The sequence below is a fragment of the Micromonospora sp. NPDC048170 genome, assembly GCF_040652795.1.
GTDB lineage: Bacteria > Actinomycetota > Actinomycetes > Mycobacteriales > Micromonosporaceae > Micromonospora.
Genome location: NZ_JBEZMR010000016.1, coordinates 47,300 through 69,513, shown reverse-complemented (window position 1 = coordinate 69,513; position 22,214 = coordinate 47,300). Strand labels below are relative to the sequence as shown.

Below are 22,214 nucleotides of genomic sequence, written 5' to 3'. Positions count from 1 at the left end.
CGCCCATGGAGGAGACCACCGGCCTGCGGGAGCGGAAGAAGGCGGCCACCCGCCTCGCCCTGCACGAGGCGGCGCTGCGCCTCGCCACCGAACACGGGCTCGACCGCGTCACCGTGGAGGCCGTCGCCGACGCCGCGAACGTCTCCCGCCGGACGTTCTCCAACTACTTCTCCAGCAAGGAGGAGGCGATCTTCCATGGCGACGCCGTACGGCTGGGTCGGCTGCTGGAACTGGTCCGCCGGCAGCCGGCCGACGCGCCGCCATGGGCCGTGCTGAGCGGGGCCGCCGAGCGTCTCGCCGTCGAGGCGTACGGCAACGCCCCGCCCTCCTGGCTGGTCCGCCGCCGGCAGCTACGCGGGCACCCCGGCCTCGTCGCGCACCAGATCGCGGCCTACACCACCATCGAACGCGAACTCGCCGACGACATCGCCCACCGGTCGACCGGCCCCGAGCGGGCGCTGCGGTCCCGGGTCCTGGCGGCGACCTTCCTGACCACCCTGCGCGTCGCCATCCAGCACTGGATCGACCACCCCGAAGGGCCGCTGCTCGACATCCTCCGGACCGCGCTCGCCGAGGCCGCCCCGGCCGGCACCTCCGCGCCACCCGCGAACGGCAGCGGCTCCGGCACCGGCTGACGCCTGTCCACCGGCGCCGGAGCGGTGCCGCGACCTGCCCCGCACCGCGCATCGGCGGAAGGGCCGGGATGGCGTGAGCCTCGCCGGGCCGGTCGCCGCCGCCCGGCGGGGAGCCCTGCCCTCAGGGCAGGTCGGGTGGGCTCACGTAGGACCAGGTGATCCCGTCGGCGGAAGACCACAGCCCGGAGGCGTGCGGCCAGGTCTGCTGCACGTAACCGCCCGCACCCGGCACGGGGTCCGCCGCAGCGCCCGGCGCGGGTCGCACCGGGGACAGGCTCTCCCCCTCGTCGCGGCTGGTGAACATCAGCGGGCGGTCGCCCGCGACGACACCGGCCTGGACGACCAGGGTCCCGTCGGGGCGGACCGAGGCACGGACCGACCGCTCGCCCACGGCTACGGTGCCGGCCGCGCGCCGCCAGGTCCGTCCCCCGTCGGCACTGCGGTGCACCACCAGTGCCGCACCGACACGGCCGACGGCGTAGACGGTCCGCCCGTCCGACGTCGCGACGTCCAGCGCGACGTCTTCGCCGGCGGTGAGCGCCCCGGCGAAGACGTGCCGCTCCCAGGTACGGCCTCCGTCGCGGCTCACCGCCACCGCGCTGCCCTGACCGACGAGCCGGCCGCCGGAGGTCGTCCGCTGCCGCTCGTACCCGCTCGCCCAGATGCCCGCCCCAGCCGGCACGTCGCCGGCGAGCGCGGGCATCTCCAGCCCGGAGGTCTGCGGCACCAGCACGACGTCACCGGTCACCGGGTCCGCCGCCACGACCTCGTCGAACCGGTACCCCAGCCAGTGGTTCACCACCCGCCAGCCCGCGGGCACCCGGGCAGCCGTGCCGGGCGTCACCTCCCGCCACCGTTCGCCGCCGTCGACGCTCGCGAGCCAGCCCTGCCGGATCGGGACCGCCGTCCCGGTGCCGTACTGGTAGTGGGCGACCAGGGTCTGCTTCCCCGCCGCCGCCACGACGAATCTCGCGTTGCGCGGCAGCGGGAGGGGAAAGGTGCGCCAGGTCGTTCCGCGATCGGCCGTGGCGGCCACCATCATCGCGCAGTCCTCCCCGTGGCAGTCGTACCACCGCAGGTAGAAATGGTCGAGGTCGCCCGGGAGCATCGGGCCGGTGTGGGCGGTGCGCCCCGCGCGGGGCCCGGGAGACGCGGTCGCGCTGGGCCCCGGGGACGGGATGAAGGCCGGCGTCGGGGTCACGTCGGAGCCGGGCAGCGACACCGGTGGCTCGCCGGTCCGCAGGCCGACGGTCGCCGCTGCCGCGACCAGCGCCAGCGCCGTCAGCGACACCGCGGCCGTACGGGTCCGCCGGCGACGGCGGACCCGGCGCCGCACCTCGGCGAAGTCGGGCTTGAACGCCGCCTGTGCGGCCCGGTCGAGCCCGGCGAAATCCAGGTCAGGCATGGCGGCGTCCTCCCTCGTTCACGGTCGCTGGCAGGACACTCGTCAGGTGGACGGTGTCGTCGAGAGCTGCGGCGAGAGCGCGGCGGGCCCGGACGAGCCGGGTCTTCACCGCCTCCACCGAGCAACCCAGGGCCGCCGCCACGTCGACGACCGGCAGGTCGGCGATGTGGTAGAGAACCACGGCCTCACGCGCCGGTCGCGGCAGCCGCTGGAGGGCGGCGACGAGGGCGACATGGTCGGGTGACAGACCCGCGCTGCTCCCCCGCTCGGGGTCGAGCCGGCCGGAACGCGCCAGCCGGACGAAGAGCGCCTTGCGGCGGTACCGACTGCGGGCGATGTTCAGGGCCACCGTACGCAGCCACGCCTCCGGATGCTCCACCTCGCCGAACCGGCCCGGTCGGGCGAGTGCCCGCACGAAGGCGTCCTGCACGACGTCCTGGGCTTCCGCGTGGTCACCGATGATGGCGAAGAGTTGCGACACCAGACGCGGTGCCACAGCGGCGTACAGCTCCCGGATCTGGTCCTGGGTCGTCACATCGTCTCCTCCTCCTCGACCTGTGCACCCCTTGAGACCAACCAGACCCCGGCCCGGTGACACCCTCCGCCTGCCGAGTCCGGTTCTCCGCCGCCAACCACAGGCCCTGGACGCACACCGGGATCATGCCCACCGCCGTGCATGGCGAGAGGCGGCGCGCCCTGTCGGGGCGCGCCGCCTCCATAACCATTGACTCACATGGAACTCGCTCTTGAACACGTGCAGAAGAACCACCAGGTGCCTGATGCCTCGTCCAGCGTCCGGCCCCGAGCCGCCATCTGGATGACGTCGTGCCGCGACCGGCGCAGGGTAGGGCGGGGTCGCCGGGCGACGACCCCGCCCGCGGAGCTCAGCAGGGGCCGTTGTCGGTCCAGACGTTCTGGGTGTTGGTTCCCGGCACGTCACCCTGGGTCCACCACTTCGCGGTCCACCGGCGGCCGTTGTGCGAGACCACCGTGCCGCCCGCGTAGGCGGTACCCGCCGACCAGGCCGGCGCGGTGCAGGTCCCACCCGTCGGGGTCGGGGTGACCGTCGGAGACGTGGTGGGACCCGCCGTCGGCGAGGTGGTCGGAGACGGCGAGGCGGCGCAGGGCCCCTCGTCGACCCAGACGGCGGCACTGCCCGGGGTCTCCCCCTGGGTCCACCACTTCGCACTCCAGGTGCGCCCGGCATGGGACACCCTCGCCCCGCCGGAGTAGGCGGTCCCGGCCGACCAGGCCGGCGCGGTGCAGGTCCCGCCGGGGGCGGAACCGCTCGGGGTGGGCGTCGGGTTGACCGGCACCGACCCACGGGCGTGGTCGCTGGCCAGCGAGTACGTCTGCCCACCGAAGGTGAGGGTGTAGTTGGCCGGCCCGGAGATCGGCAGCTGGTAGTTGAGAGTCACCTCCGCGTACGCGCCGGGGGCGATGGCGGCCGGGACGGTGAGCCGGACCCGGTGGTAGTCACCCTTGAGCCCGCCCACGTTGCTGCCAGTGTGGCCCGTGGACACGACGGTCAGGGCCCAGCCGGACTGCTGGGTGAGGGTCGGTGTGGTGGTCGGGTAGTCGAACTCCAGCTGCGCCCCGGCCGGGATCGGGCTGCCGGTGTTGTTGGTCAACCGCAGTTCGGGGTTGATCGGGTAGTTGTTGTCACCGAGCGCGAAGCCGCCGACCGTGGCGGTCACGTCGATGGTCTGCGTCGGCATGGTGATGGCGGCTCTGCGGGCCCCGTACGCGGGCGCCGTACGGAACTTGTCGTAGAGCAGGGTGGTGAGGGTCTCGCCCGTCCCGTACTGGCCCTTGGCCTGGTCGTACGCGTAGTCACCGGCGAGTTCCCAGATCATCACGCCACCGAGGCCCTTGTTCACCACGTAGTCCGCCTTGGCGCCGAGCGACTGCTCGTCCTCGGTGGAGATGAAGACGTTCTTCTGCGCGTTCCACAGCCAGGGGGCGACCAGCGCGGAGGAGTAGTTGCGGGCATAGCTGCCGCTGATCCGGTCGGCCGGGTCGGTGGCGGGGGTCAGGCCGAACGCCGACAGGTAGTCCGGGGTGATGCCGCGTTCCAGGTTCTTGGCGTGCCACATCGGGTTCGCCCCGGCGGGCACCTCCTTGCCGGCGTCGTCCAGGTCGTGCCAGAGGTTGTCGATGCCGATCGCGCCGTTGCCGCAGGGGGTGGTGGAGCCGACCGAGGAGCCGGTGCCCGGTGGGCACTTGGTCTGGTCGGGCAGGGCGGCCCGGCCCCACAGTCCGTTGGTGCCGCCGGTGACGCCCTGCCAGCCCCGGGTGTAGTAGGGCACGCCGATGTTGACCCGCCCGCTGGGCAGCGCCCCGCGGAAGTAGTGGTAGGCCCAGTCGGTGTTGAGGTAGCCGATGTTGCCGTAGGCGCCGTAGACGCCGCCGGCGAGCAGCTCGGCGTCGTCGCCGTTGTCGTAGAGGGCGGCGTTCGGGCCGACGTGGTGGTTCCAGGAGCCGTGCAGGTCGTACGACATGATGTTGACGTAGTCGAGGTACTGCACCGCCTGGTGGGACTCCATGCCCCGCAGCAGCCACCCTGAGGCGGGTGCGGCCACCGTGAGCAGGTAGTGCCTGCCGTCCGTGGCGGAAGCCGCGTCGAGCTTCTCCCGCAGCGTCTTCATCAGCACCTGGTAGGAGGCGTTCAGCCCGGCCCGCTTGGCGTCCGCCTGCGCGAAGTCGAGGGGGTTGCCGGCCTTGTTGTTGGAGGTCGGGTACTCGTAGTCGATGTCCACCCCGTCGAAGCCGTAGGTGCGCAGAAAGGTGACCACGGAGTCGGCGAAGGTGTTGATGCCGGCGGTGTTGATCGTGTTCGCGCCGCTGGTGGTCATCCGGTAGAAGCCACCCGCGTCGATCCGGGTGCCGTTGCCGTCGATGTAGCCGCCGGTCTCGGCCCACCCGCCGACGCTGATCAGCGTACGCACGTTCGGATTCTGCTTCTTGTACTTGTTGAGCAGGTTGAAGTGCCCGGTGTAGGCGTAGGCCGGGTCCATCTCGGCGCCGGCGACGCCCGGCCACGTCATGTTGGTGGCCGGGTTGTCCGCCGCCCTCGGGTCACCGACCGAGATCTTGTTGGCCGCGTCGACGTGGGCGAAGGCGTAGTTGATGTGGGTGATCTTGTCCCAGGGGATCTGGTTGGCCAGGTATGCCGGGGCTCCGTTGCGCCCGGTGCGCCAGCTCGTGAAGTAGCCGATGATGCGGCGGGAGTGGTCGGCGCCCAACTTCTCCCGGCCGTTGGTGTCGTAGACGGTGCAGTACGGCACCGCCGCGCCCGGCGTCCGATACAGCCCATCCGGCCGGCACGCCTCGTCGGCGCTGACGGCGGAGTGCGCGGCGGGGGCCACGGCCAGCGCCGTCGCCGCAGCCAACAGACCGACCGCACCGCCGACGAGGAGCTTGCTCAACTGCTTCCGCAACTCGCCCACCTCCAACAATTAACAAACTTTACAATTCAGGTAGGTGAATGTATACATGTCCACGCCCCGTCGGCGCAAGGGCGCGCACCGGCCCGATTCACTCCCCCGGCCTTCTCCGCCGCCGATCCCGCGCACGGCACCGGCCCGGCGACCGCCAGCCGTCGGCGCCTGACAGTCGGGGCAAAGTCGACGGCTACCGGAGCCCGGCCCGTCCGCACCGGAATCCGGTCCGGCGAGTCGCGCAGTCCATGATGGACGGACAGACCGGTTCATGATCCCATGTGTCATGATCAATCCCACACCTCTGATGCGTCTGGTGGCCGGCGTCTGGGGATTCAAGACCCTCGCAGTCGGCGTCGAACTCGGGCTGTTCACCCGGCTCGCGAACGGACGGACGCTCACCGTCGACGAGGCCGTCACCGAGTTCGGGCTGGCCGAACGCCCGGCGGACCTGCTGCTGGCCGCGAGCGCGTCCCTCGGCCTGCTGGAGAAGGCCGGCGATGGCTACCGCAACTCCGAACTCGCCGAGCAGTTCCTGGTCGAGGGCCGCCCCTACTACTTCGGCGCGCAGATCCGCTACTCCGACCTGCGCACCTACCTGCCCTGGCACCGCATCGGCGAGGCCCTGCGCACCGACCGGCCCCTCACCTGGGACCCGCAGGTCCAGCAGTCGATGTTCGACACCACCGACCCGCAGATGCTGGTGGAGTTCTGGGACGCCATGTACTCCACGTCCAGCTTCACCGCCCGGGCCCTGGCCGACGCGTACGACTTCGGCGCGCACAGCCGGCTGCTCGACGTCGGCGGCGGGGCGGGAGCGTTCCCGATCGAGTTCTGCCGCCGCCTGCCCGACCTGCGGGCGACCATCCTCGACCTGCCGCACGTGTGCGTCCGCGCCGAGGAACGGATCGCGGAGGCGGGCCTGAGCGGGCGCATCGGCACGGTCGGCGGCGACTTCCTGGCCGACCCGGGGCTGCCGGAGGGGCACGACGTCATCCTGCTGAGCATGATCCTGCACGACTGGGACGAGCCGACGAACCGGGCGCTGCTGGCCAAGTGCCACGCGGCGCTGCCGCCCGGCGGGGCGATCGTCATCTGCGAACTGCTGCTCAACGACGAGCGCACCGGCCCGCCGGAGGCCGCCCTGATGGGCATGAACATGCTGGTCGAGACCGAGGGCGGCAAGAACTACTCCGGCGCCGAGTACGCGGCCTGGCTCACCGACGCCGGCTTCGTCGACGTACGCACGGTGCCCTTCGACGCCCCGGGCGCCAACGGGGCGGTGGTGGCCCGACGGGCCTGACCGCTGGCGTGTCACACGCGGTGGGCCCCTTCCGTCGCCTCGACGGAAGGGGCCCACCCGGTCGTCAGCCCTTGACCGGAATGGCCCGGGGCAGCGACTGGTCGATCGAGGCGCCGCTGGCGTCCTCGGCGGTGATGCGGAAGCCGAGGAAGCCGCCCGCCTTGAGCGCCGAGCGAGGTGCGGTGAAGGCGTACCCCTCCTTGCCCGCGCGCCGCACGTCGACCTCGGTCCAGGTGACGCCGCCGTCGGCGGTCACCCAGGCATTCACGTTGCGGAGCTTGCCCGCGGCACCCGTGACGCTGGCCTTGAGGGTCAGCTTCCGGTCGGCGCTGGCCCGGTTGTGCAGGTCCAGATCGGCGGTGACGCTGGCGTTGAGCAGCCGGACCGGGGTGGCCGTACCGGACGACCCGTCGGTGCGGAAGGTCCAGCGGGTCTGGCCTTCGCCGCCCATCGGGAAGACGCCGCCCGAGGTGAAGGACCGCTCCAGGACGTAGGACGCGGGACCGGCGTTGTCGAAGGTCTTGTCAATCTTGGAACCCCGGTCCACGACCAGCACCCCGTCCCGGTAGAGCCGGGTGGTGGACGACCACTTCCGCGGGTAGCTGAAGTCGATGTAGTCGACGGTCCGGCCGGTCGTGTTGACGGCGTCGTTCGGGCTGAGCTCCAACCGGGCCCCGGTGACGGTGCCCTGGGCACGGGTCGTCAGCGGGCCGGCGAACCAGGTGTCACTGGTGGTGCTGCCGGGCCGGTAGGTCGTGACCGGCCCCGGCATGTTGCGCAGTTCCACCCGATCCTTGCTCCGGTGGGTGAACCGCATCCACCGGGTGTCCCGCGCCTGGATGTACTCGGTGCGGACCCGGGGCACGGACACGTACGACGGCGAGGTCACGTTGAGCCCGAGCAGGCCGGGGCCGTAGACCGTGCTGCCCTCCTGGTAGCGGTAGTCCTCGTTGTAGCCCTTGTAGGTGGTGCGGACCTTGGCCAGGTCGCGGACGTCCCGTCGGGTCAGCCGGTGCGAGGCCTCGGCGGGCACCTCGTCGTCGGCGAAGGTGAGGTCGAAGAGGACGTCGCTGTCACCGGTCAGGTGGTCGCTGTCCGCGTCGGCCAGCCGCCAGCGCTCCGAGCGGGCAACGGTGCCACCCATGGTGCCCTTGGTCGGGCTGATCCAGAGCGCGTCCCGGCTGAACGGGCCGTACGCCCCACCGAACAGGACGCTGTGACCGGTCCAGTACTTGCCGTCCGGCGTCATTCGGCGCAGGTTGGCGGCGACCAGCTCGGGCCGGGTGTCGAAGCCGTCCACCGTGACGGTCCAGCGGCGGGCCTGCCGGGCGTCCAGCACGACCGTGTCGGAGTCCGCCGGGTTGTCCATGGTCAGGATCGCGCCGGCGTGGTTGTCCCCGACCTTCATCGCCACGGTGCCGACCACCACGTACGGGCCGTCGGGCACCCGGACGTCGAGGGTGCCGGGGTTGGCGGGGATGTTCGCCGTGATGGCGGCGCCGCTCTGGGTGTTGAGCAGGGTCACCTGGGCGGCGGCCGGGTTGCCGTCGCGGTCCAGCGCGGAGACCTTCACCGTACGGGTCCGGTCGAGCATCAGCGGGACCCGCAGCGTCTGGCTGCCGTCGGTCGGGGTGGCGGTGAGCGCACCGCTGTAGGTGCCGGTGGGCGTACCGGTGCTGTCGACGGTGACCTGCACCTCGCCGGAACCGCCGGCGGGCAGCGTGAGGGTGGTCGGGCTGACGGTCAGCAGCCCGGCGGGCGTGCCGGCCCCGCCGCGGCCGAGGGTGCCGGCAAGGTCGACGGTGGTCGCCGCCGTACCGGTGTTGGTGATGGTGACCGTACGGGTGGCGGCGCCCTCGGCACCGGGGAAGGCGACCGAACCAGCGGAGGCGACCAGGCGCTGCGACAGCGCGGCCTTGGCGTCGAGCACGCCGGCGCCCACCTCGTGGACCGACTGCGTGACGGGCGGGGCCATCGCGGTTCCCATCAGCACCGACTTCAGCCGGTCGGCCTTCCAGTCCGGGTGTTCCTCGGCGAGCAGCGCCGCGACGCCCGCGACGTGCGGGGCCGCCATCGACGTGCCCGACATCGCGATGTAGTTGGGGTCGGGCTGGACGGTGCCCTTGGTCGAACCGGCGGCGCGGGCGGCGACGATGTTCACGCCCGGCGCGGCGATCTCCGGCTTCATGAGTCCGGCCGCCCGCGTCGGTCCCCGGCTGGAGAAGACGGCGGTGCCACCCACGTAGTCCACCGCGGCGACCGACAGGGCGCTCGGGGCGACCGAGGGAGCGGCGACGGAGCCGACGCGCGGGCCGTCGTTGCCTGCGGAGACCACGAAGAGCGCGCCGGACTGGGCGGTGAGCTTCTCCAGCGCGGTGGACACCGGGTCGGTGCCGTCGCTCGGGCCGCTGCCCAGCGACATGTTGATGACCCGGGCGCCCTGCTCGACCGCCCATTCCATGCCTGAGATGATCATCGAGTTGGTGCCGTCGCCGTTGTCGTCGAGGACCTTGCCGACGATCAGGTCGGCCTGCGGGGCGACCCCGGAACGGAGGCCGACCGCGCCCGCGCCGCTACCCGCCGCGATGCCCGCGACGTGGGTGCCGTGGCCGTGCCCGTCGACCGGACTGCCCTTGCCGGTGAAGTCCGCGGAGCTGCTGATCCGGCCGGCCAGGTCGGGGTGGTTCGGGTCGGCGCCGGTGTCCAGCACGGCGACCTTGACGCCCTTGCCGCTACGCCCCGTCGCCCACGCCTCGGGCGCCTTGATCTGGGTCAGGTTGAGGTCGAGGGCGTCCACCCTGACCTTGGCGTCCAGCCAGATCCGGCTGAAGCTGTCCAGCGTCTCGCCGAGCTCGTCGGCGTCGTCCTTGTCCAGGGTGGCCGCGCTGGCGCCGATCGACGGCAGCGCGCGTTCCGCGGAGAGCAGCCCGGCGGCGGCGGTCCGGGCCCGGGCCGTTGCCTTCGGCTCGGACTTCACGATCAGCGGGAGGGTGTCGCGGCGGGCGTCGTCGTAGCCGTCGCGCAGCAGGCCCGTGACGTTGAACAGCTGCGGGTCGAGCCGGCCGCCGACCTGCCCGATCACGTCGCTGGGGTAGAAGAAGGTGTCACCGTCCACATCGGTACGGGCCAGGAATGTTCCGGGCGGCGAACCGGGCGCGGGCTCCGCGACGTAGGACCGGCTGCCGTCGGGAGCGGTGGCCACCGTGACCCGGTCCCCGGTGACCAGGGTGATCGTCGTGGCGGTGGCTCCCTCCGGGGCGGGGGTGGGGCCGGCTGTCGCACCGGGCTCGGCGGACGCGGGAAGCGCCGGCAGCCCGAGGATCGCCAGGCCGGCCAGCCCCGCGATCCATCGTGAGCGGATGGTTTGTCTCATCAGTCCTCCAGATTCCATTGCCTGTGCTGCGATCCCCCGGTCCGGATCCGGAGCACCACGGGAACCCCGGTCTCGTCCGTGGCGAGCAGTTCCGCACCGCCCGCCGCGCACCATGCGCCCAGCTCGCCGGGGACCGCGGGGTCCTCGGTGAGCAGTTCCACCACGCAGCCGGGTGGCAGGCGATGGCAGTGCCGTTCGAGGACGTCCCGCACTCGTGGCCAGGACTCACCGCCGGCGTCGACGACGGCATGAACGGGTTGCATGGGTTACCTCGGGGTTGAAAGCGTTTGGCTGCTCGCACGGTAGGAGGCGGCAATTACCACGCCCTTACCGCGGCCGGGCGGGTCCGCGCCGCGCCACCGGTCCGCCGGCCCGCCGGCCGTTGCCGGGGCCGGCCCCGGTCTCCCCGTCGGCCCCGCCGCCGCGCCTCAGCCGCCGGTTGGACCGGCGGTCGCGGCGTCCGCGGCCAACTCGTCGGCAAGCGCGCGGATGCCGTCGAGCACCTGCGTGTCGCCGGAGTCCCTGGCCAGCCGCTGGCAGGTGGCCAGCGCCGCCCGCGCCTCCTCGGTGCGGCCGGTGCGCAGCAGGATCTCGGTGAGGTTGACCAGGGTGGGTGGCAACGCCCACGAGTGGCCGAGCGAACGGGCCAGCCGGACCGCGGACCGGGCCAGGGCGTGCGCCCGCCGGTGCTCGCCCAGGTGCAGCTCGATCACCGCCAGGTTGCTCTGGTCGATGGCGAGCACCGCCGGGTCACCCATCCGCCGGGCCGCGGTCACCGCCCGCCGGGCGCAGTCCCGGGCCACGTCCAGCCGGCCGTCGACCCGGGCCAGTTCGCCCATGGTGGAGAGCGCACCGGCCAGCAGCGGCAGGTCGTCGCAGCGTTCGGCCAGCCGCAGCGCCTCCGCGCAGACGTCGGACGCCCGCTGGAGTTCCCCGGTGAGCATCAGGCACGCCGCGCGGATCGACTCGACCCGGGTGAGCCGGTGCAGGGCAGCCGCCTCGTCGAGCCCGGCCACGGCCTGTTCCGCACGGGTGAGGGCTGCCAGTGCCTTCGCGTACTGCCCGCTGCCGAAGTGCAGCGTCCCCACCGTCAGCTCCAGGTCGACGCGTTCGGTGGCGGTACCCCCGCCGGGCACCTCCGTCAGCCGGTGCCGGACCGCGTCCAACTCGGCCAGGCCGTCCTGGGTCCGGGACACCCGGCCGAGCACCTCCGCCAGCACGATCGCCGCCCGCACCGTGCTGCGGGCGTCCGTCGAATCCTGGTACGTCCGCAGGGCCGCGCGCAGGACCTGCTCCCCCTCCTGGTAGCCGGCGCTGCGGCGCAGCACGATCCCCCACTCCAGGCGGGCGGCGGCCGCGGCGGACGAATCTGCGGCGGCGTCCAGCCGGGCCACCAGGTCGGCGTAGTAGGCGCAGGCGCTGTCGTTGGCGAAGAGGCTGGCCGCGCGTTCGGCGGCGCGCCGCAGCCAGTGCACGGCCCGCGGGTCGTCGGCCCGGCCGAGGTGGAACGCCACCGCCTCGACCGCGTCGGGGCGACGGGCCAGGATCGTGTCGGCGTACGTGCGATGCAGGTGGCGTCGGCTCGCCGCACCGAGACCCTCGGCGCAGGCCAGCTCCACCAGGGGATGGCGGAACGCGTACCCGAGCACCGGCCGGCCGCCCGTGGTGACCTCCCGTTCCACGACCAGGCCGGCGGCGACCGCGGTGTCCAGCGCCGCCGCCACGGCCGGACCGCCGAGCGGCGGGTGGAGCCCGGCCACCGCGACCGCCTCCAGCTCGGCGAGGGAGACCGCGCCGCCACCGCCGGCCGCGAGCGCCCCGAGCACCGCCCGGGCCTCGCCGGAGAGGTGGGTCAGCCGGCTGCGGACGAGGCGTCGCACCCCGTCGGGTACGCCCCGCACGTCCCCGGCGGTGACGAGTTCCAGGGCGAACAGCGGGTTGCCCCGGGACAGCTCGTAGATGCGTCGGGCACGCCGTGGCACGACGCCGGTGAGCCGGGCGCAGTCGGCGAGGCTGAGCCGGAGCAGGGCCACCTCCACGGCCAGCCCCTGTTCCACGGTGGTGTCCAGCACCAGCCGCCGCGGGTCGCAGACGGGCAGTTCGTCGTCGCGGATCGTCGCGACGAACCGCCAGCGCCGGGACCGGGTGGTACGCAGCAGATGGTGCAGCAGGCGCAGCGAGGCCGGGTCGGCGGCGTGCAGGTCGTCGAGGACGATCAGCAGCGGCCGGACGGCGGCCAGATCGGTCAGCAGCGCCGCCACCGCCCGGAAGAACCGGGCCTGCTCCTCCTCCGGGCTGGCGGCACCGCCGGGAGCGTCCCCCAGGGTGGTCAGCACGGCGGCCAGCCCGGGGTGCTCGGCCGCCACCGCCGCCCGTTCGGCCGCCGGACAGGTGGCGAGATAACCGTCGAGGGCCTCGGCGAACACCCCGTACGGGGTCTGTCCTTCCGCCGGGTGGCAGGTGCCCCACAACACCTGGGTGCCAGCCGAGGCGGCCCGCCGAGCCGCCTCGGCCACCAGCCGGGTCTTGCCGATACCCGCCTCGCCGGTCACCAGCGCGAGCGGCACCCCGCCCGGCTCGGTGGCGGCCCCGGGGCCGGCCGTGGCGTGCTCCACCAGCAGGGCCAGCGGGCGGGTCCGGCCGATCAGGGGCTGGTCGTGCGGGCGGCGGATCGCCGACGGCAACCGCGTCGCCGTGCTCCCCGCCGGCACGGTGGGCGGAGTGGCCAGCAGGTCCAGTGCCTGCCGCAGCAGCGCCTGGAGCTCGGGGGCCGGCGGGACTCCCAGTTCCTCCGCGAGCACGTCGCGGGCCACGTGGTACTGCCGCACCGCCTGCCTCGGGCGCCCCGCGTCCAGCAGCACGCGAGCCAGCAGCAGATGCAGTTCCTCGGCGGCGGGCGTCCGGTCCAGCTCGGCCCGCAGCACCTCGACGGCCAGGTCCGGCTCTCCCGCCGTCACCAGCACCCGGGCCAGGGCGGGCACCACCCGGGCACGCAGCGCCACCCACTGCCGCCGCCGCTCGTCGGCCCAGGTGGCGTACCGGTCCTCGGGCAACAGTTCACCGCTCAGCTTCTCCAGGGCGGCGGTGAGCTCCGCCCGGTCCCCGGTCTCGAGAGCGAGGCCGGCCGCCCTCGTGGCCTCGTCCGCGTCGACCACCGTCGACACCGGGTCGAGGCTCAGCAGTTCGCCGTCGCTGTGCAGGTACGCCGACGGGACCCGCGGGGGCAGTTCCGGCTCCAGCGCGTGCCGGGCACTGTGCAGGGTCACGTGCAGGTTGCGCAGGCCCGCCTCGCGTGACGCGTCCGGCCAGATCGCCTCCAGCGCCTGGTCCCGGTGCAGGCGGTTGCCGGGCGCGACGGCCAGGAGCTTGACCAGGGTCCGGGCACCGCTGCGCCGCCAGTTCCCGGCGACCGGCAGTTCTCCCTCCCGCTCCACCCGGAACCCGCCGAGGAGGTGGATGCGCAGCCGGCGGGGCCGTCTGACCTCCGGTTCACCCGGCTGAGCTGGCCCTGGCATGCGCGAAACCATATCCATGACCAGCTACCCGACGACCGGTAGGGCAGGGCCGAGCCGGCGGGACGCCCGGAATGTGCGGTCCCGGCGGGGTGGCCTCCACCTCCGCGGCGGCGCTGGTTGCGGTCACCGGGCGTCCGGCAGCTCACGCGCTGCCCGTCGGCTCGCCCGCGTGTCACGACGACCGGTCACGCAGCATCGGCGCCACCGCCAGCAGGGCGAGCGTCGCCCAGGCCGGCACCCACAGTGGTCGCTGCTGCGCCAGGGTCCCGATCCCGCCGCCGACGGCGTACCCGGCGAGCGTCAACAGGCCGAGCAACGAGGCCTGCCTGGCCCTCGCCCGATCCGTTCCCGGGCCGGCGAGCCAGCGGGCGATGCGTTCGCCCGTCTTCGCCACCGTGCCCGACTGGTACGTGATGCTGGTGGCGATCCCGGCGGTGCGCACGAACAGCGTCGCCAGGCAGCCCATCGCGAAGCCCCCGGCTGCGGCCAGGGCGAGCCGGGGCGGCGGACCGGTCCTTCCGTACTCGAACAGGACGTTGAGGGCTGCCCACAGCGCCATGGCGACCACGACGGCGGCCAGACCGCGGACCGGCGGCGTCCACCTGCTCCGGGCGGCACGCAGCCGGGTGACCACGCCCGTCCCGGCGGCGAACGCGACCAGTGACGCCGCCGCCGACGGCCAGTCCGGGTGCTGCCCGCCCGAGCCGATGCCCAGGAAGACGACGTTGCCGGACTGGTTGGCGACGAAGACGCCGTAGCGGAGGTACGCGAAGGCGTCGAGGAAGCCGGCGACGCAGGTGGTCATGGCCAGGACCACGAGCGGGTGCCGGAACTCGCGGTACGAGTCCTCCGGGTCGGGCGGCCCCGTCCGATCCGCCGGACGAGGGGGTTCAGAGCGGGGCATCGGTTCTCCACACCTCGGCTGCGCGGGCCGGCCGGTCCGGCACGGGCGGCGATCCGTACCGACGGGTGCCGACGATCTCGCAACCTACCGGACCCCGATCACCGAATGGGCGGATATGACCGACAATCCGACGGGCCCGCGCCCCGGGCCTCGTCGCCGTTCGGGTGACGGTGACGAGGCCCGGCGTCGGTCAGCAGTAGAGATTCGCCCCGGCCGGCACGCCGAGGATGCCGACGAACTGCTGGTACCTGGTGACGCGGCTCTGCACCTGGGCGGGGTTCCCGCCGTTGCACTCGATCGCGCCGTTGATGCTGCGGATGGTCTCCCCGAATCCGGCGCCGGTGACCATCGCGTTGTGTGCGGGCATGGTGCCCGGCCCGTTCTGGGTCATCCAGTACCAGATGCCCGTCTTCCAGGCCACCGCGGCGTCGTTCTGCACCAGCCAGGGGTTCGTCAGCAGGGGCAGCCCGAGGGCGTTCCCGGCGGCGTTGTAGTTGAAGTTCCAGCTCAGCTGGATCGGCCCACGCCCGTAGTAGGCGGCCTGCCCGGCGGGGCAGCCGTAGGGCTGGCTGGAGTCGCAGTAGTGCGGGTAGTTCGCCGTGTTCTGCTCCACGATGTGGACGAGGCCGCCGGTCTCGTGATGCACGTTCGCCAGGAACGCCGCGGCCTCCTGCCGCTGGACGGTGGCGCTGCCGGTCCTGGCGAACGCCGGGAAGGCGCTGAGGGCCGCGACGAGCCCGGAGTACGTGTAGAAGGAGTTGCGGCTCGGGAACATCTGGTTGAACTGGGCCTCACTGACCACGAAGCCGCCGGGGCCGGTGGGGGTCGGCGTGGGGGTGCCGCCTCCCCCGCAGGCGCCGAGGTCCTGCCAGACGCCGGTGGTGCCCGGTGGGGTCTCGTTCTGGGTCCACCATCTGGCCTGGTAGTTGCGACCGTTGTGGGAGACGTTGGCGCCTCCCGTGTAGACGGCCGAGGATCGCCACGGTGCCGCACAGGTCGCCGCCGACGCCGCGGTCGACGGGATGATCGCCACCAGTCCGCCGGCGACAGCCAGCGCCGTCAGCGCGACCAGGACGCGCAGTCTCGACATGTGACCACTCCTTCCCGGATACGGAGCCGATGCCCGAGAAAGACATCGACGGGAATCACCGTAGCATCATCTGTTCACAAACTTTACTGTTACGGGCCGGAGCGGGCACGGCCCCTGGACTCAGGGCCGGAACCGGTAGCCCATACCGGGCTCGGTGATGAGATGCCGGGGGCGGGCGGGGTCGTCCTCCAGCTTCCGGCGGAGCTGTGCCATGTACTGGCGCAGGTAGTTCGTTTCGTGCTGGTACTCCGGACCCCACACGTCGTGCAGGAGCTGCCGCTGGCTGACCAGCTTGCCGGGGTGGCGCAGCAGCTGGTCGAGCATCGCCCACTGGGTGGGGGTGAGCCTGACCTCCGTCTCGTCGTCCCGGATCACGGTGCGGTCAGCGAGGTTGATGGTGTGCCGGCCCACCCGGGCGGTGGCGGCGGCCGTGGCGTCGGCGGACGCCGCGGCGACGCGTCGGGTGACGGCACGGATGCGGGCGAGGAGCTCGTCGACGCCGAAGGGTTTGGTGACGTAGTCGTCGGCGCCGGCGTCGAGGGCGGCGACCTTGTCCGCGCTGCCGGCCCGACCGGAGAGCACGATGATCGGGATGGTGGTCCAGCCGCGCAGCCCGCGGATGACCTCGGCGCCGTCGATGTCGGGCAGGCCGAGGTCGAGCACGACCAGGTCGGGCGGATGGCTGGCGGCGGCCCTGAGTGCGGCGGCGCCGGTGGCGGCGACGTCCACGTCGTAGCCGCGGGCGCGCAGGTTGATCCGCAGGGCGCGCAGGATCTGCGGTTCGTCGTCGACGACCAGGACGCGGGTCATCCCCGCGGCCCTTCCGACGTGCCGGGCTGCGCGGCGGGCAGCCGCAGCACCATCGTCAGCCCTCCTCCGGGGGTGGTCTCCGGGGTGATGGTGCCACCCATGGCCTCCGCGAGGCCACGCGACAGCGCGAGGCCGAGCCCGACACCGGTGGTGTTGTCCCGGTCGCCCAGGCGCTGGAACGGCAGGAAGACGTGCTCCCACTGGTCCGCCGGGATCCCGGGGCCGGTGTCGATGACCCGCAGCTCGACCCGGCCGCCGTGGGCGCTGGCGGTGATCGTGGGAGGCTGACCGGACGGGCTGTGCCGTAGCGCGTTGGCGACGATGTTGACCAGGACGCGTTCCAGCAGGCCGGGATCGGCCAGCGCGGCGGGCAGGTCGGCGGGAAGGTCGGTGGCGACGTCGGCGGCGGGTGCGCCGAGGTCGTCGAGGGCCCGGGGTACGGCGTCCTCGAGGCCGATCGCCGTCGTGGTGACGCCGAGGACGCCGGCCTGTAGGCGGCTCATGTCGAGCAGGTTGGCCACGAGGCGGGCGAGCTGGTCCAGCGACTCCTCCGCGGTGGCGAGCAGCTCCGCCTGGTCGTCGGCGTCGAACTCGACGTCGGGGCTGCGCAGGCTGCTCACCGCGGCCTTGGCCGACGCGAGGGGCGTACGCAGATCGTGGCTGACCGCGGCGAGCAGTGCCGTACGCATCCGGTCGGCCTCGGCCAGCGGCCGGGCGGTGGCGGCCTCCTCCGCCAGGCGTTCCTGCCGGAGGGCGACCGCGGCCTGGGCGGCGAACGCCTCGACAATGCGCCGGTCGGCGGCCTCCAGTCGCCGGCCGCTGAGCACGACGGTGAGCCGTTCGTCCACCGGCACCGCAGTCTCCCCCGCGTGCGGGCTGCCCGCCGGCCCGTCGCCGACGCTGGCCACCACCCGCCAGGCGCTCTCGTCGCGGGCCCGGTCGGGCCGTCCCTCGGCCTCGGCGGACAGCTCCAGGACGCTGACCGCGCGCAACCCGAAGGTCTCCCGCAGCCGGTCCAGCAGCGCCGGCAACGGCCGTTCGCCGCGCAGCACCCCGCCGGCCACGGTGGCCAGGGTCTGCGCGTCGGCGGATGCCCGGGCGGCCTCCCGGGTCCGCCGGGCGGCCACGTCGACCACCCAGCTCACGGCGACGGCCACGCCCACGAACACGCCGAGGGCGAGCAGGTTGTCCGCCTCGGCGATGGTCAACGTGCGGTACGGCGGCGTGAAGAACCAGTTCAGCAGCAGAGAACCGCCGAGGGCGGCGACCAGCGCCGGCCACAGCCCGCCGACCAGCGCGACGCCGACCACTCCGGCGAGGAAGAGCAGGATGTCGTTGGTGAGGCTCAGGTCCGGCAGCGCCCGCAGCAGCAGGGTGAGCAGCGGCATGCCCAGGCCGGCCAGCGCGAAGCCGAACAGCCGCCGGCGCCGCGACAACGCCGCCGGCATCCCGACCGTCCGCCGGCCCCGGCCGGCCTCGGGATGGGTCACCAGATGGACGTCGATCGGCCCGGAGAGCGCGGTGGTGGTCACGCCGACGCCCCGGGAGAACAGCTGGGCGAACCGGCCGCGACGGCTGGCGCCGAGCACGAGTTGGGTGGCGTTGACGCCACGGGCGAAGTCGAGCAGCGCCGCCGGGATGTCGGTGCCGAGGACGTGGTGGTAGGTGCCGCCGAGGCTCTCCACCAGGACCCGCTGCCGGGCGAGCTGCGCCGGGTCGGCGCCGGCCAGCCCGTCGCTGCGGGCGACGTGCACGGCGAGCAGGTCGGCGCCCTTGCTGCGGGCGGCGATCCGGGCGGCGCGGCGGACCAGGGTCTCGCCCTCCGGGCCGCCGGTGAGCGCGACGACCACCCGCTCGCGGGCCTCCCAGGTGTCGGAGATGCCCTGCTGGGCGCGGTACGCGTCGAGCTGGTCGTCGACCTTGTCGGCCAGCCAGAGCAGAGCCAGCTCGCGCAGGGCCGTGAGGTTGCCGACCCGGAAGTAGTTGCCCAGCGCGGCGTCGATCCTGTCGGGTCGGTAGATGTTGCCGTGCGCCATCCGCCGACGCAGCGCCTCCGGGGTCATGTCGACCAGCTCGACCTGCTCGGCCGCGCGGACCACCTCGTCGGGCACGGTCTCGCGCTGGGTGGTGCCGGTGATCTGGGCGACGACGTCGTTGACCGACTCGAGGTGCTGCACGTTCACCGTGGACAGCACGGTGATCCCGGCGTCGAGAAGTTCCTGGATGTCCTGCCAGCGCTTCTCGTGCCGCGAGCCGGGCACGTTGGTGTGCGCCAACTCGTCCACCACGGCGACCTCGGGGCGACGGGCCAGCACGGCGTCCAGGTCCATCTCGGGAAACTCGACGCCCCGGTAGGTGATGGTGCGCCGGGGCACCTGCTCCAGCTCGCCGATCATCGCGACGGTGTGCCTGCGCCCGTGGGTCTCGACGAACCCGACCACCACGTCGGTGCCACGCTCGGCCCGCCGGTGGGCCTCCTCCAGCATCGCGTACGTCTTGCCGACGCCGGGTGCGGCCCCCAGGTAGATGCGGAGTTCTCCTCGTGACACGGACACCATCCTCCCTGCTCCGGGTGCCGCCGGTCAGCCCAGCCGTGGGGTGTGCCAGCGGGCCGGGCCCGTCACGGCCCGGCCCGTGCTGTCGGTCAGCGGGCGGGGAACTCCTCGTCGAGGGCGAGGTTGAGTTGGAGGACGTCGACCCCTGGCTCGCCCATGAAGCCGAGCGCCCGCCCGGTGGTGTGCTCGGCGACCAGGCGCCGCACCGCTGCCGGGTCCGCGCCCCTCTCCCGCGCGACGCGGGCCACCTGGATCTGCGCGTACGCCGGGCTGATGTGCGGGTCGAGGCCGCTGCCGCTGGCGGTGACCGCGTCCGCCGGCACGGCGGGCCTCGCCGGGGCGTCGCCGCGGACGGGGGTGACCAGCCCGCCCGCGGCCACATGGTCCTCACCAGGCTGCGCCAGCTCCACCGGCACCCCCTCGTACGTGGTGACGAACGGTGTGGCCGGGGCGACCTGGTTGACGCTGACCACCCGGGTCACCGGGCCGGTCAGCCCGCCGTCGCGGAACACGGCCAGCACCGCGCCGACCCCGTCGGCGGTGCAGTACGGGCGGCGCCCGTCGACGCCGTCCAGCTCACCCACGGCCCGGCTGCGCGCGCAGACCTGGCTGAGCAGGCTCCGCGTGGACTCCTGCGGGTCGCTGGCGACGGTGTCGACCACGCTCTCGGGGCCGAGGTTGCTGGCGGCGGTGGCGGTCGGGTCGTAGCCGGCGCCGGCGGCCGAGGGGCGGGACTGGAAGTAGCGCGGGACGGGGTTGCCGTCCGCGTCGGTGAAGGACTGGCCGAGCAGCGCGCTGCCGACCGTCCTCCCGTTGGCGGTGAGCAGTGAGCCGTCGGCCCTGCCGGACAGGCCGGGCAGGGTCCCGGCACCGACCAGGGCGAGCGGGTAGGCCAGGCCGAGCAGCACGGTGAAGACCAGCAGCGCGCGCAGCGCGGCGAGGTGTTGGGAGAGCCAGCTGGGTAGGCGCATTGTCAGATCCCCGGGACGAACTGGATGAGCAGGTCGATGAGCTTAATGCCGACGAACGGCACGACGATGCCGCCGAGACCGTAGAGCAGCAGGTTGCGGCTGAGCAGCTTCGAGGCGCTGGCCGGGCGGTAGCGGACGCCGCGCAACGCGAGGGGGATCAACGCGACGATGACGATCGCGTTGAAGACGACCGCCGAGAGGATCGCCGATTCGGGGCTGGCCAGCCGCATGACGTTCAGCGTGTCCAGGCTCGGGTAGATGCCGGCGAACATCGCGGGGATGATCGCGAAGTACTTCGCGATGTCGTTGGCGATGGAGAACGTGGTCAGCGCGCCCCGGGTGATCAGCAGTTGCTTGCCGATCTCCACGATCTCGATCAGCTTGGTCGGGTCGGAGTCGAGGTCGACCATGTTGCCGGCCTCCTTCGCGGCCGACGTGCCGGTGTTCATCGCTACGCCGACGTCGGCCTGGGCCAGGGCCGGCGCGTCGTTGGTGCCGTCCCCGGTCATCGCCACCAGCCGGCCGCCCTCCTGTTCCTTGCGGATCAAGGCGAGCTTGTCCTCCGGGGTGGCCTCGGCGAGGAAGTCGTCGACGCCGGCCTCGTCGGCGATCGCCCTGGCGGTGCGCGGGTTGTCACCGGTGATCATCACGGTGCGGATGCCCATCCGGCGCATCTCGTCGAACCGCTCCCGCATGCCGGCCTTGACCACGTCCTTGAGGTGGATGACGCCCAGGGCGCGGGCCGGCTGGCCGTCGACGTGCTCGGCCACGACGAGCGGGGTGCCGCCGATGCCGCTGATCTCGTCGACGATCTGCCCGACGTGCTCGGTCGGGTGCCCGCCGTTCTCGCGTACCCACTTCATCACCGCCGCCGCGGCGCCCTTGCGGACCCGCCGGCCCGGGCCGGTGGCTCCACCGTCCACGCTCGCGTCGGGGCTCAGGTCGACGCCGCTCATCCGGGTCTGCGCGGTGAACGGCACGAAGGTGGCGTGCGGGATCAGGCCCGGTTCACGTTCCCGCAGCCCGAACTCGTTCTTCGCGAGCACCACCACCGAGCGGCCCTCGGGGGTCTCGTCGGCCAGGCTGGACAACTGGGCCGCGTCGGCGACCTCGGCCGCGCTCCGGCCCTCGACGGGGACGAACTCGGCGGCCTGCCGGTTGCCCAGGGTGATGGTGCCGGTCTTGTCCAGCAGCAGCGTATCGACGTCCCCGGCGGCCTCCACGGCGCGACCGCTCATGGCGAGGACGTTGCGCTGCACCAGCCGGTCCATGCCGGCGATGCCGATCGCGGAGAGCAGCGCGCCGATCGTGGTGGGGATGAGGCAGACCAGCAGCGAGACCAGCACCACCCCGGAGACACCGGCGTCGGTGATCGCGCCGGTGTCCGCCGCGGCGGCCTGGTAGCCCTTGGAGAAGATCGCCAGGGGTTGGAGGGTGACCACCGCGAGCAGGAAGATGACGGTGAGCGCGGCGAGCAGGATGTTCAGCGCGATCTCGTTCGGGGTCTTCTGCCGGTTGGCGCCCTCGACGAGGGCGATCATCCGGTCGATGAAGCTCTCCCCCGGCTTCTGGGTGATCCGCACGATGATCCGGTCGGAGAGCACCCTCGTGCCGCCGGTGACCGCGCTGCGGTCGCCGCCGGACTCCCGGATGACGGGGGCGGACTCGCCGGTGATGGCGGATTCGTCGACGCTGGCGATGCCCTCGACGACGTCGCCGTCACCGGGGATGGTCCCGCCCGCCTCGACCAGGACGATGTCGCCCCGCCTCAGCTCCGGCGCGGGCACGGCCTCGTCCCGGCAGGTGTCGGCCCGGGTGCCAGGCGTCCAGCCGACCAGACGGGTGGCGATGGTGTCCTTCTTCGCCTGCCGCAGGGTCGCGGCCTGGGCCTTGCCCCGGCCCTCCGCGACGGCCTCGGCCAGGTTGGCGAAGAGCACCGTCAGCCAGAGCCAGACCGTGATCGCCCAGGCGAACACCGTGGGGTCGGCCACGGCGAGGACGGTGGTGAAGGCGGCGCCGATCTCGACGATCAGCATCACCGGGTTGCGCCACATCGTGCGGGGATCGAGTTTGCGCAGCGCGTCGGGCAGGGAGCGGAGCAGCTGCCTCGGGTCGAGCAGGCCCCCGCCGACCCGGTCGCCCAGGGTGGCCGGGGTGCCGGCGGTCGGCTGTTCGCCGGTCGGAGATGTCACGGGCGTGACGGACATGTCCTC

The 22,214-nt window shown here is 73.2% G+C and carries 14 protein-coding genes; 2 read left to right on the top strand and 12 right to left on the bottom strand.

What is annotated here, in order from left to right; genetic code table 11:
• Positions 1-5 precede the first annotated feature (5 nt).
• Positions 6-635: a TetR family transcriptional regulator gene (locus tag AB0D32_RS20475; RefSeq protein ID WP_357092212.1), complete on the top strand. Its 630-nt coding sequence runs from the start codon at positions 6-8 to the stop codon at positions 633-635.
• A gap of 121 nt (positions 636-756) precedes the next feature.
• Here AB0D32_RS20475 and AB0D32_RS20470 read toward each other — a convergent pair whose 3' ends face one another.
• From AB0D32_RS20470 to AB0D32_RS20460, 3 genes are all read right to left on the bottom strand, one after another.
• Entirely contained in the window at positions 757-2,040 is a 1,284-nt protein-coding gene (locus AB0D32_RS20470; protein ID WP_357092209.1) for a sialidase family protein, read from the bottom strand.
• A complete protein-coding gene (locus AB0D32_RS20465; RefSeq protein WP_357092206.1) occupies positions 2,033-2,575 on the bottom strand; it encodes a sigma-70 family RNA polymerase sigma factor in 543 nt (180 codons plus the stop codon). Before AB0D32_RS20465 ends, AB0D32_RS20470 begins: the two co-directional genes overlap by 8 nt.
• Before the next feature lie 349 nt (positions 2,576-2,924).
• Positions 2,925-5,489 (bottom strand): glycosyl hydrolase family 18 protein, encoded by a 2,565-nt coding sequence (locus AB0D32_RS20460; RefSeq protein ID WP_357092322.1) that lies wholly within the window; start codon positions 5,487-5,489, stop codon positions 2,925-2,927.
• A 277-nt stretch (positions 5,490-5,766) separates the two neighbouring features.
• On the opposite strand from AB0D32_RS20460, the gene AB0D32_RS20455 reads away from it, so the two are divergent.
• Positions 5,767-6,783, top strand: a complete 1,017-nt coding sequence (locus AB0D32_RS20455) for a methyltransferase (RefSeq protein ID WP_357092203.1) — start codon at positions 5,767-5,769, stop codon at positions 6,781-6,783.
• Positions 6,784-6,847: 64 nt separating this feature from the next.
• Here AB0D32_RS20455 and AB0D32_RS20450 read toward each other — a convergent pair whose 3' ends face one another.
• From AB0D32_RS20450 to kdpB, 9 genes are all read right to left on the bottom strand, one after another.
• Positions 6,848-10,156, bottom strand: coding sequence for a S8 family serine peptidase (locus tag AB0D32_RS20450; RefSeq protein ID WP_357092200.1), 3,309 nt, complete (start codon positions 10,154-10,156; stop codon positions 6,848-6,850).
• The gene (locus tag AB0D32_RS20445; RefSeq protein WP_357092198.1) at positions 10,156-10,419 is read right to left on the bottom strand and encodes a hypothetical protein; all 264 of its coding nucleotides are present in this window, start codon (positions 10,417-10,419) and stop codon (positions 10,156-10,158) included. The genes AB0D32_RS20450 and AB0D32_RS20445 overlap by 1 nt, the downstream gene beginning before the upstream one ends.
• A 165-nt stretch (positions 10,420-10,584) precedes the next feature.
• Positions 10,585-13,671 carry an AAA family ATPase gene (locus AB0D32_RS20440; RefSeq protein ID WP_357092195.1) on the bottom strand — a complete coding sequence of 1,029 codons (3,087 nt, stop codon included), beginning with the start codon at positions 13,669-13,671 and terminating at the stop codon, positions 10,585-10,587.
• 172 nt (positions 13,672-13,843) lie between these two features.
• Positions 13,844-14,575, bottom strand: a complete 732-nt coding sequence (locus tag AB0D32_RS20435) for a YoaK family protein (protein WP_357092192.1) — start codon at positions 14,573-14,575, stop codon at positions 13,844-13,846.
• A gap of 190 nt (positions 14,576-14,765) precedes the next feature.
• A complete protein-coding gene (locus AB0D32_RS20430; protein WP_357092189.1) occupies positions 14,766-15,665 on the bottom strand; it encodes a glycoside hydrolase family 19 protein in 900 nt (299 codons plus the stop codon).
• A gap of 120 nt (positions 15,666-15,785) precedes the next feature.
• Positions 15,786-16,475 (bottom strand): response regulator, encoded by a 690-nt coding sequence (locus AB0D32_RS20425; protein WP_357092186.1) that lies wholly within the window; start codon positions 16,473-16,475, stop codon positions 15,786-15,788.
• Positions 16,472-19,024: a DUF4118 domain-containing protein gene (locus tag AB0D32_RS20420; RefSeq protein WP_357092183.1), complete on the bottom strand. Its 2,553-nt coding sequence runs from the start codon at positions 19,022-19,024 to the stop codon at positions 16,472-16,474. Before AB0D32_RS20420 ends, AB0D32_RS20425 begins: the two co-directional genes overlap by 4 nt.
• Before the next feature lie 95 nt (positions 19,025-19,119).
• Complete coding sequence (locus AB0D32_RS20415; RefSeq protein ID WP_357092179.1) at positions 19,120-20,001, bottom strand: potassium-transporting ATPase subunit C; 882 nt, start codon at positions 19,999-20,001, stop codon at positions 19,120-19,122.
• A 2-nt stretch (positions 20,002-20,003) separates the two neighbouring features.
• The gene (gene kdpB, locus AB0D32_RS20410; RefSeq protein WP_357092176.1) at positions 20,004-22,208 is read right to left on the bottom strand and encodes a potassium-transporting ATPase subunit KdpB; all 2,205 of its coding nucleotides are present in this window, start codon (positions 22,206-22,208) and stop codon (positions 20,004-20,006) included.
• Positions 22,209-22,214 lie beyond the last annotated feature (6 nt).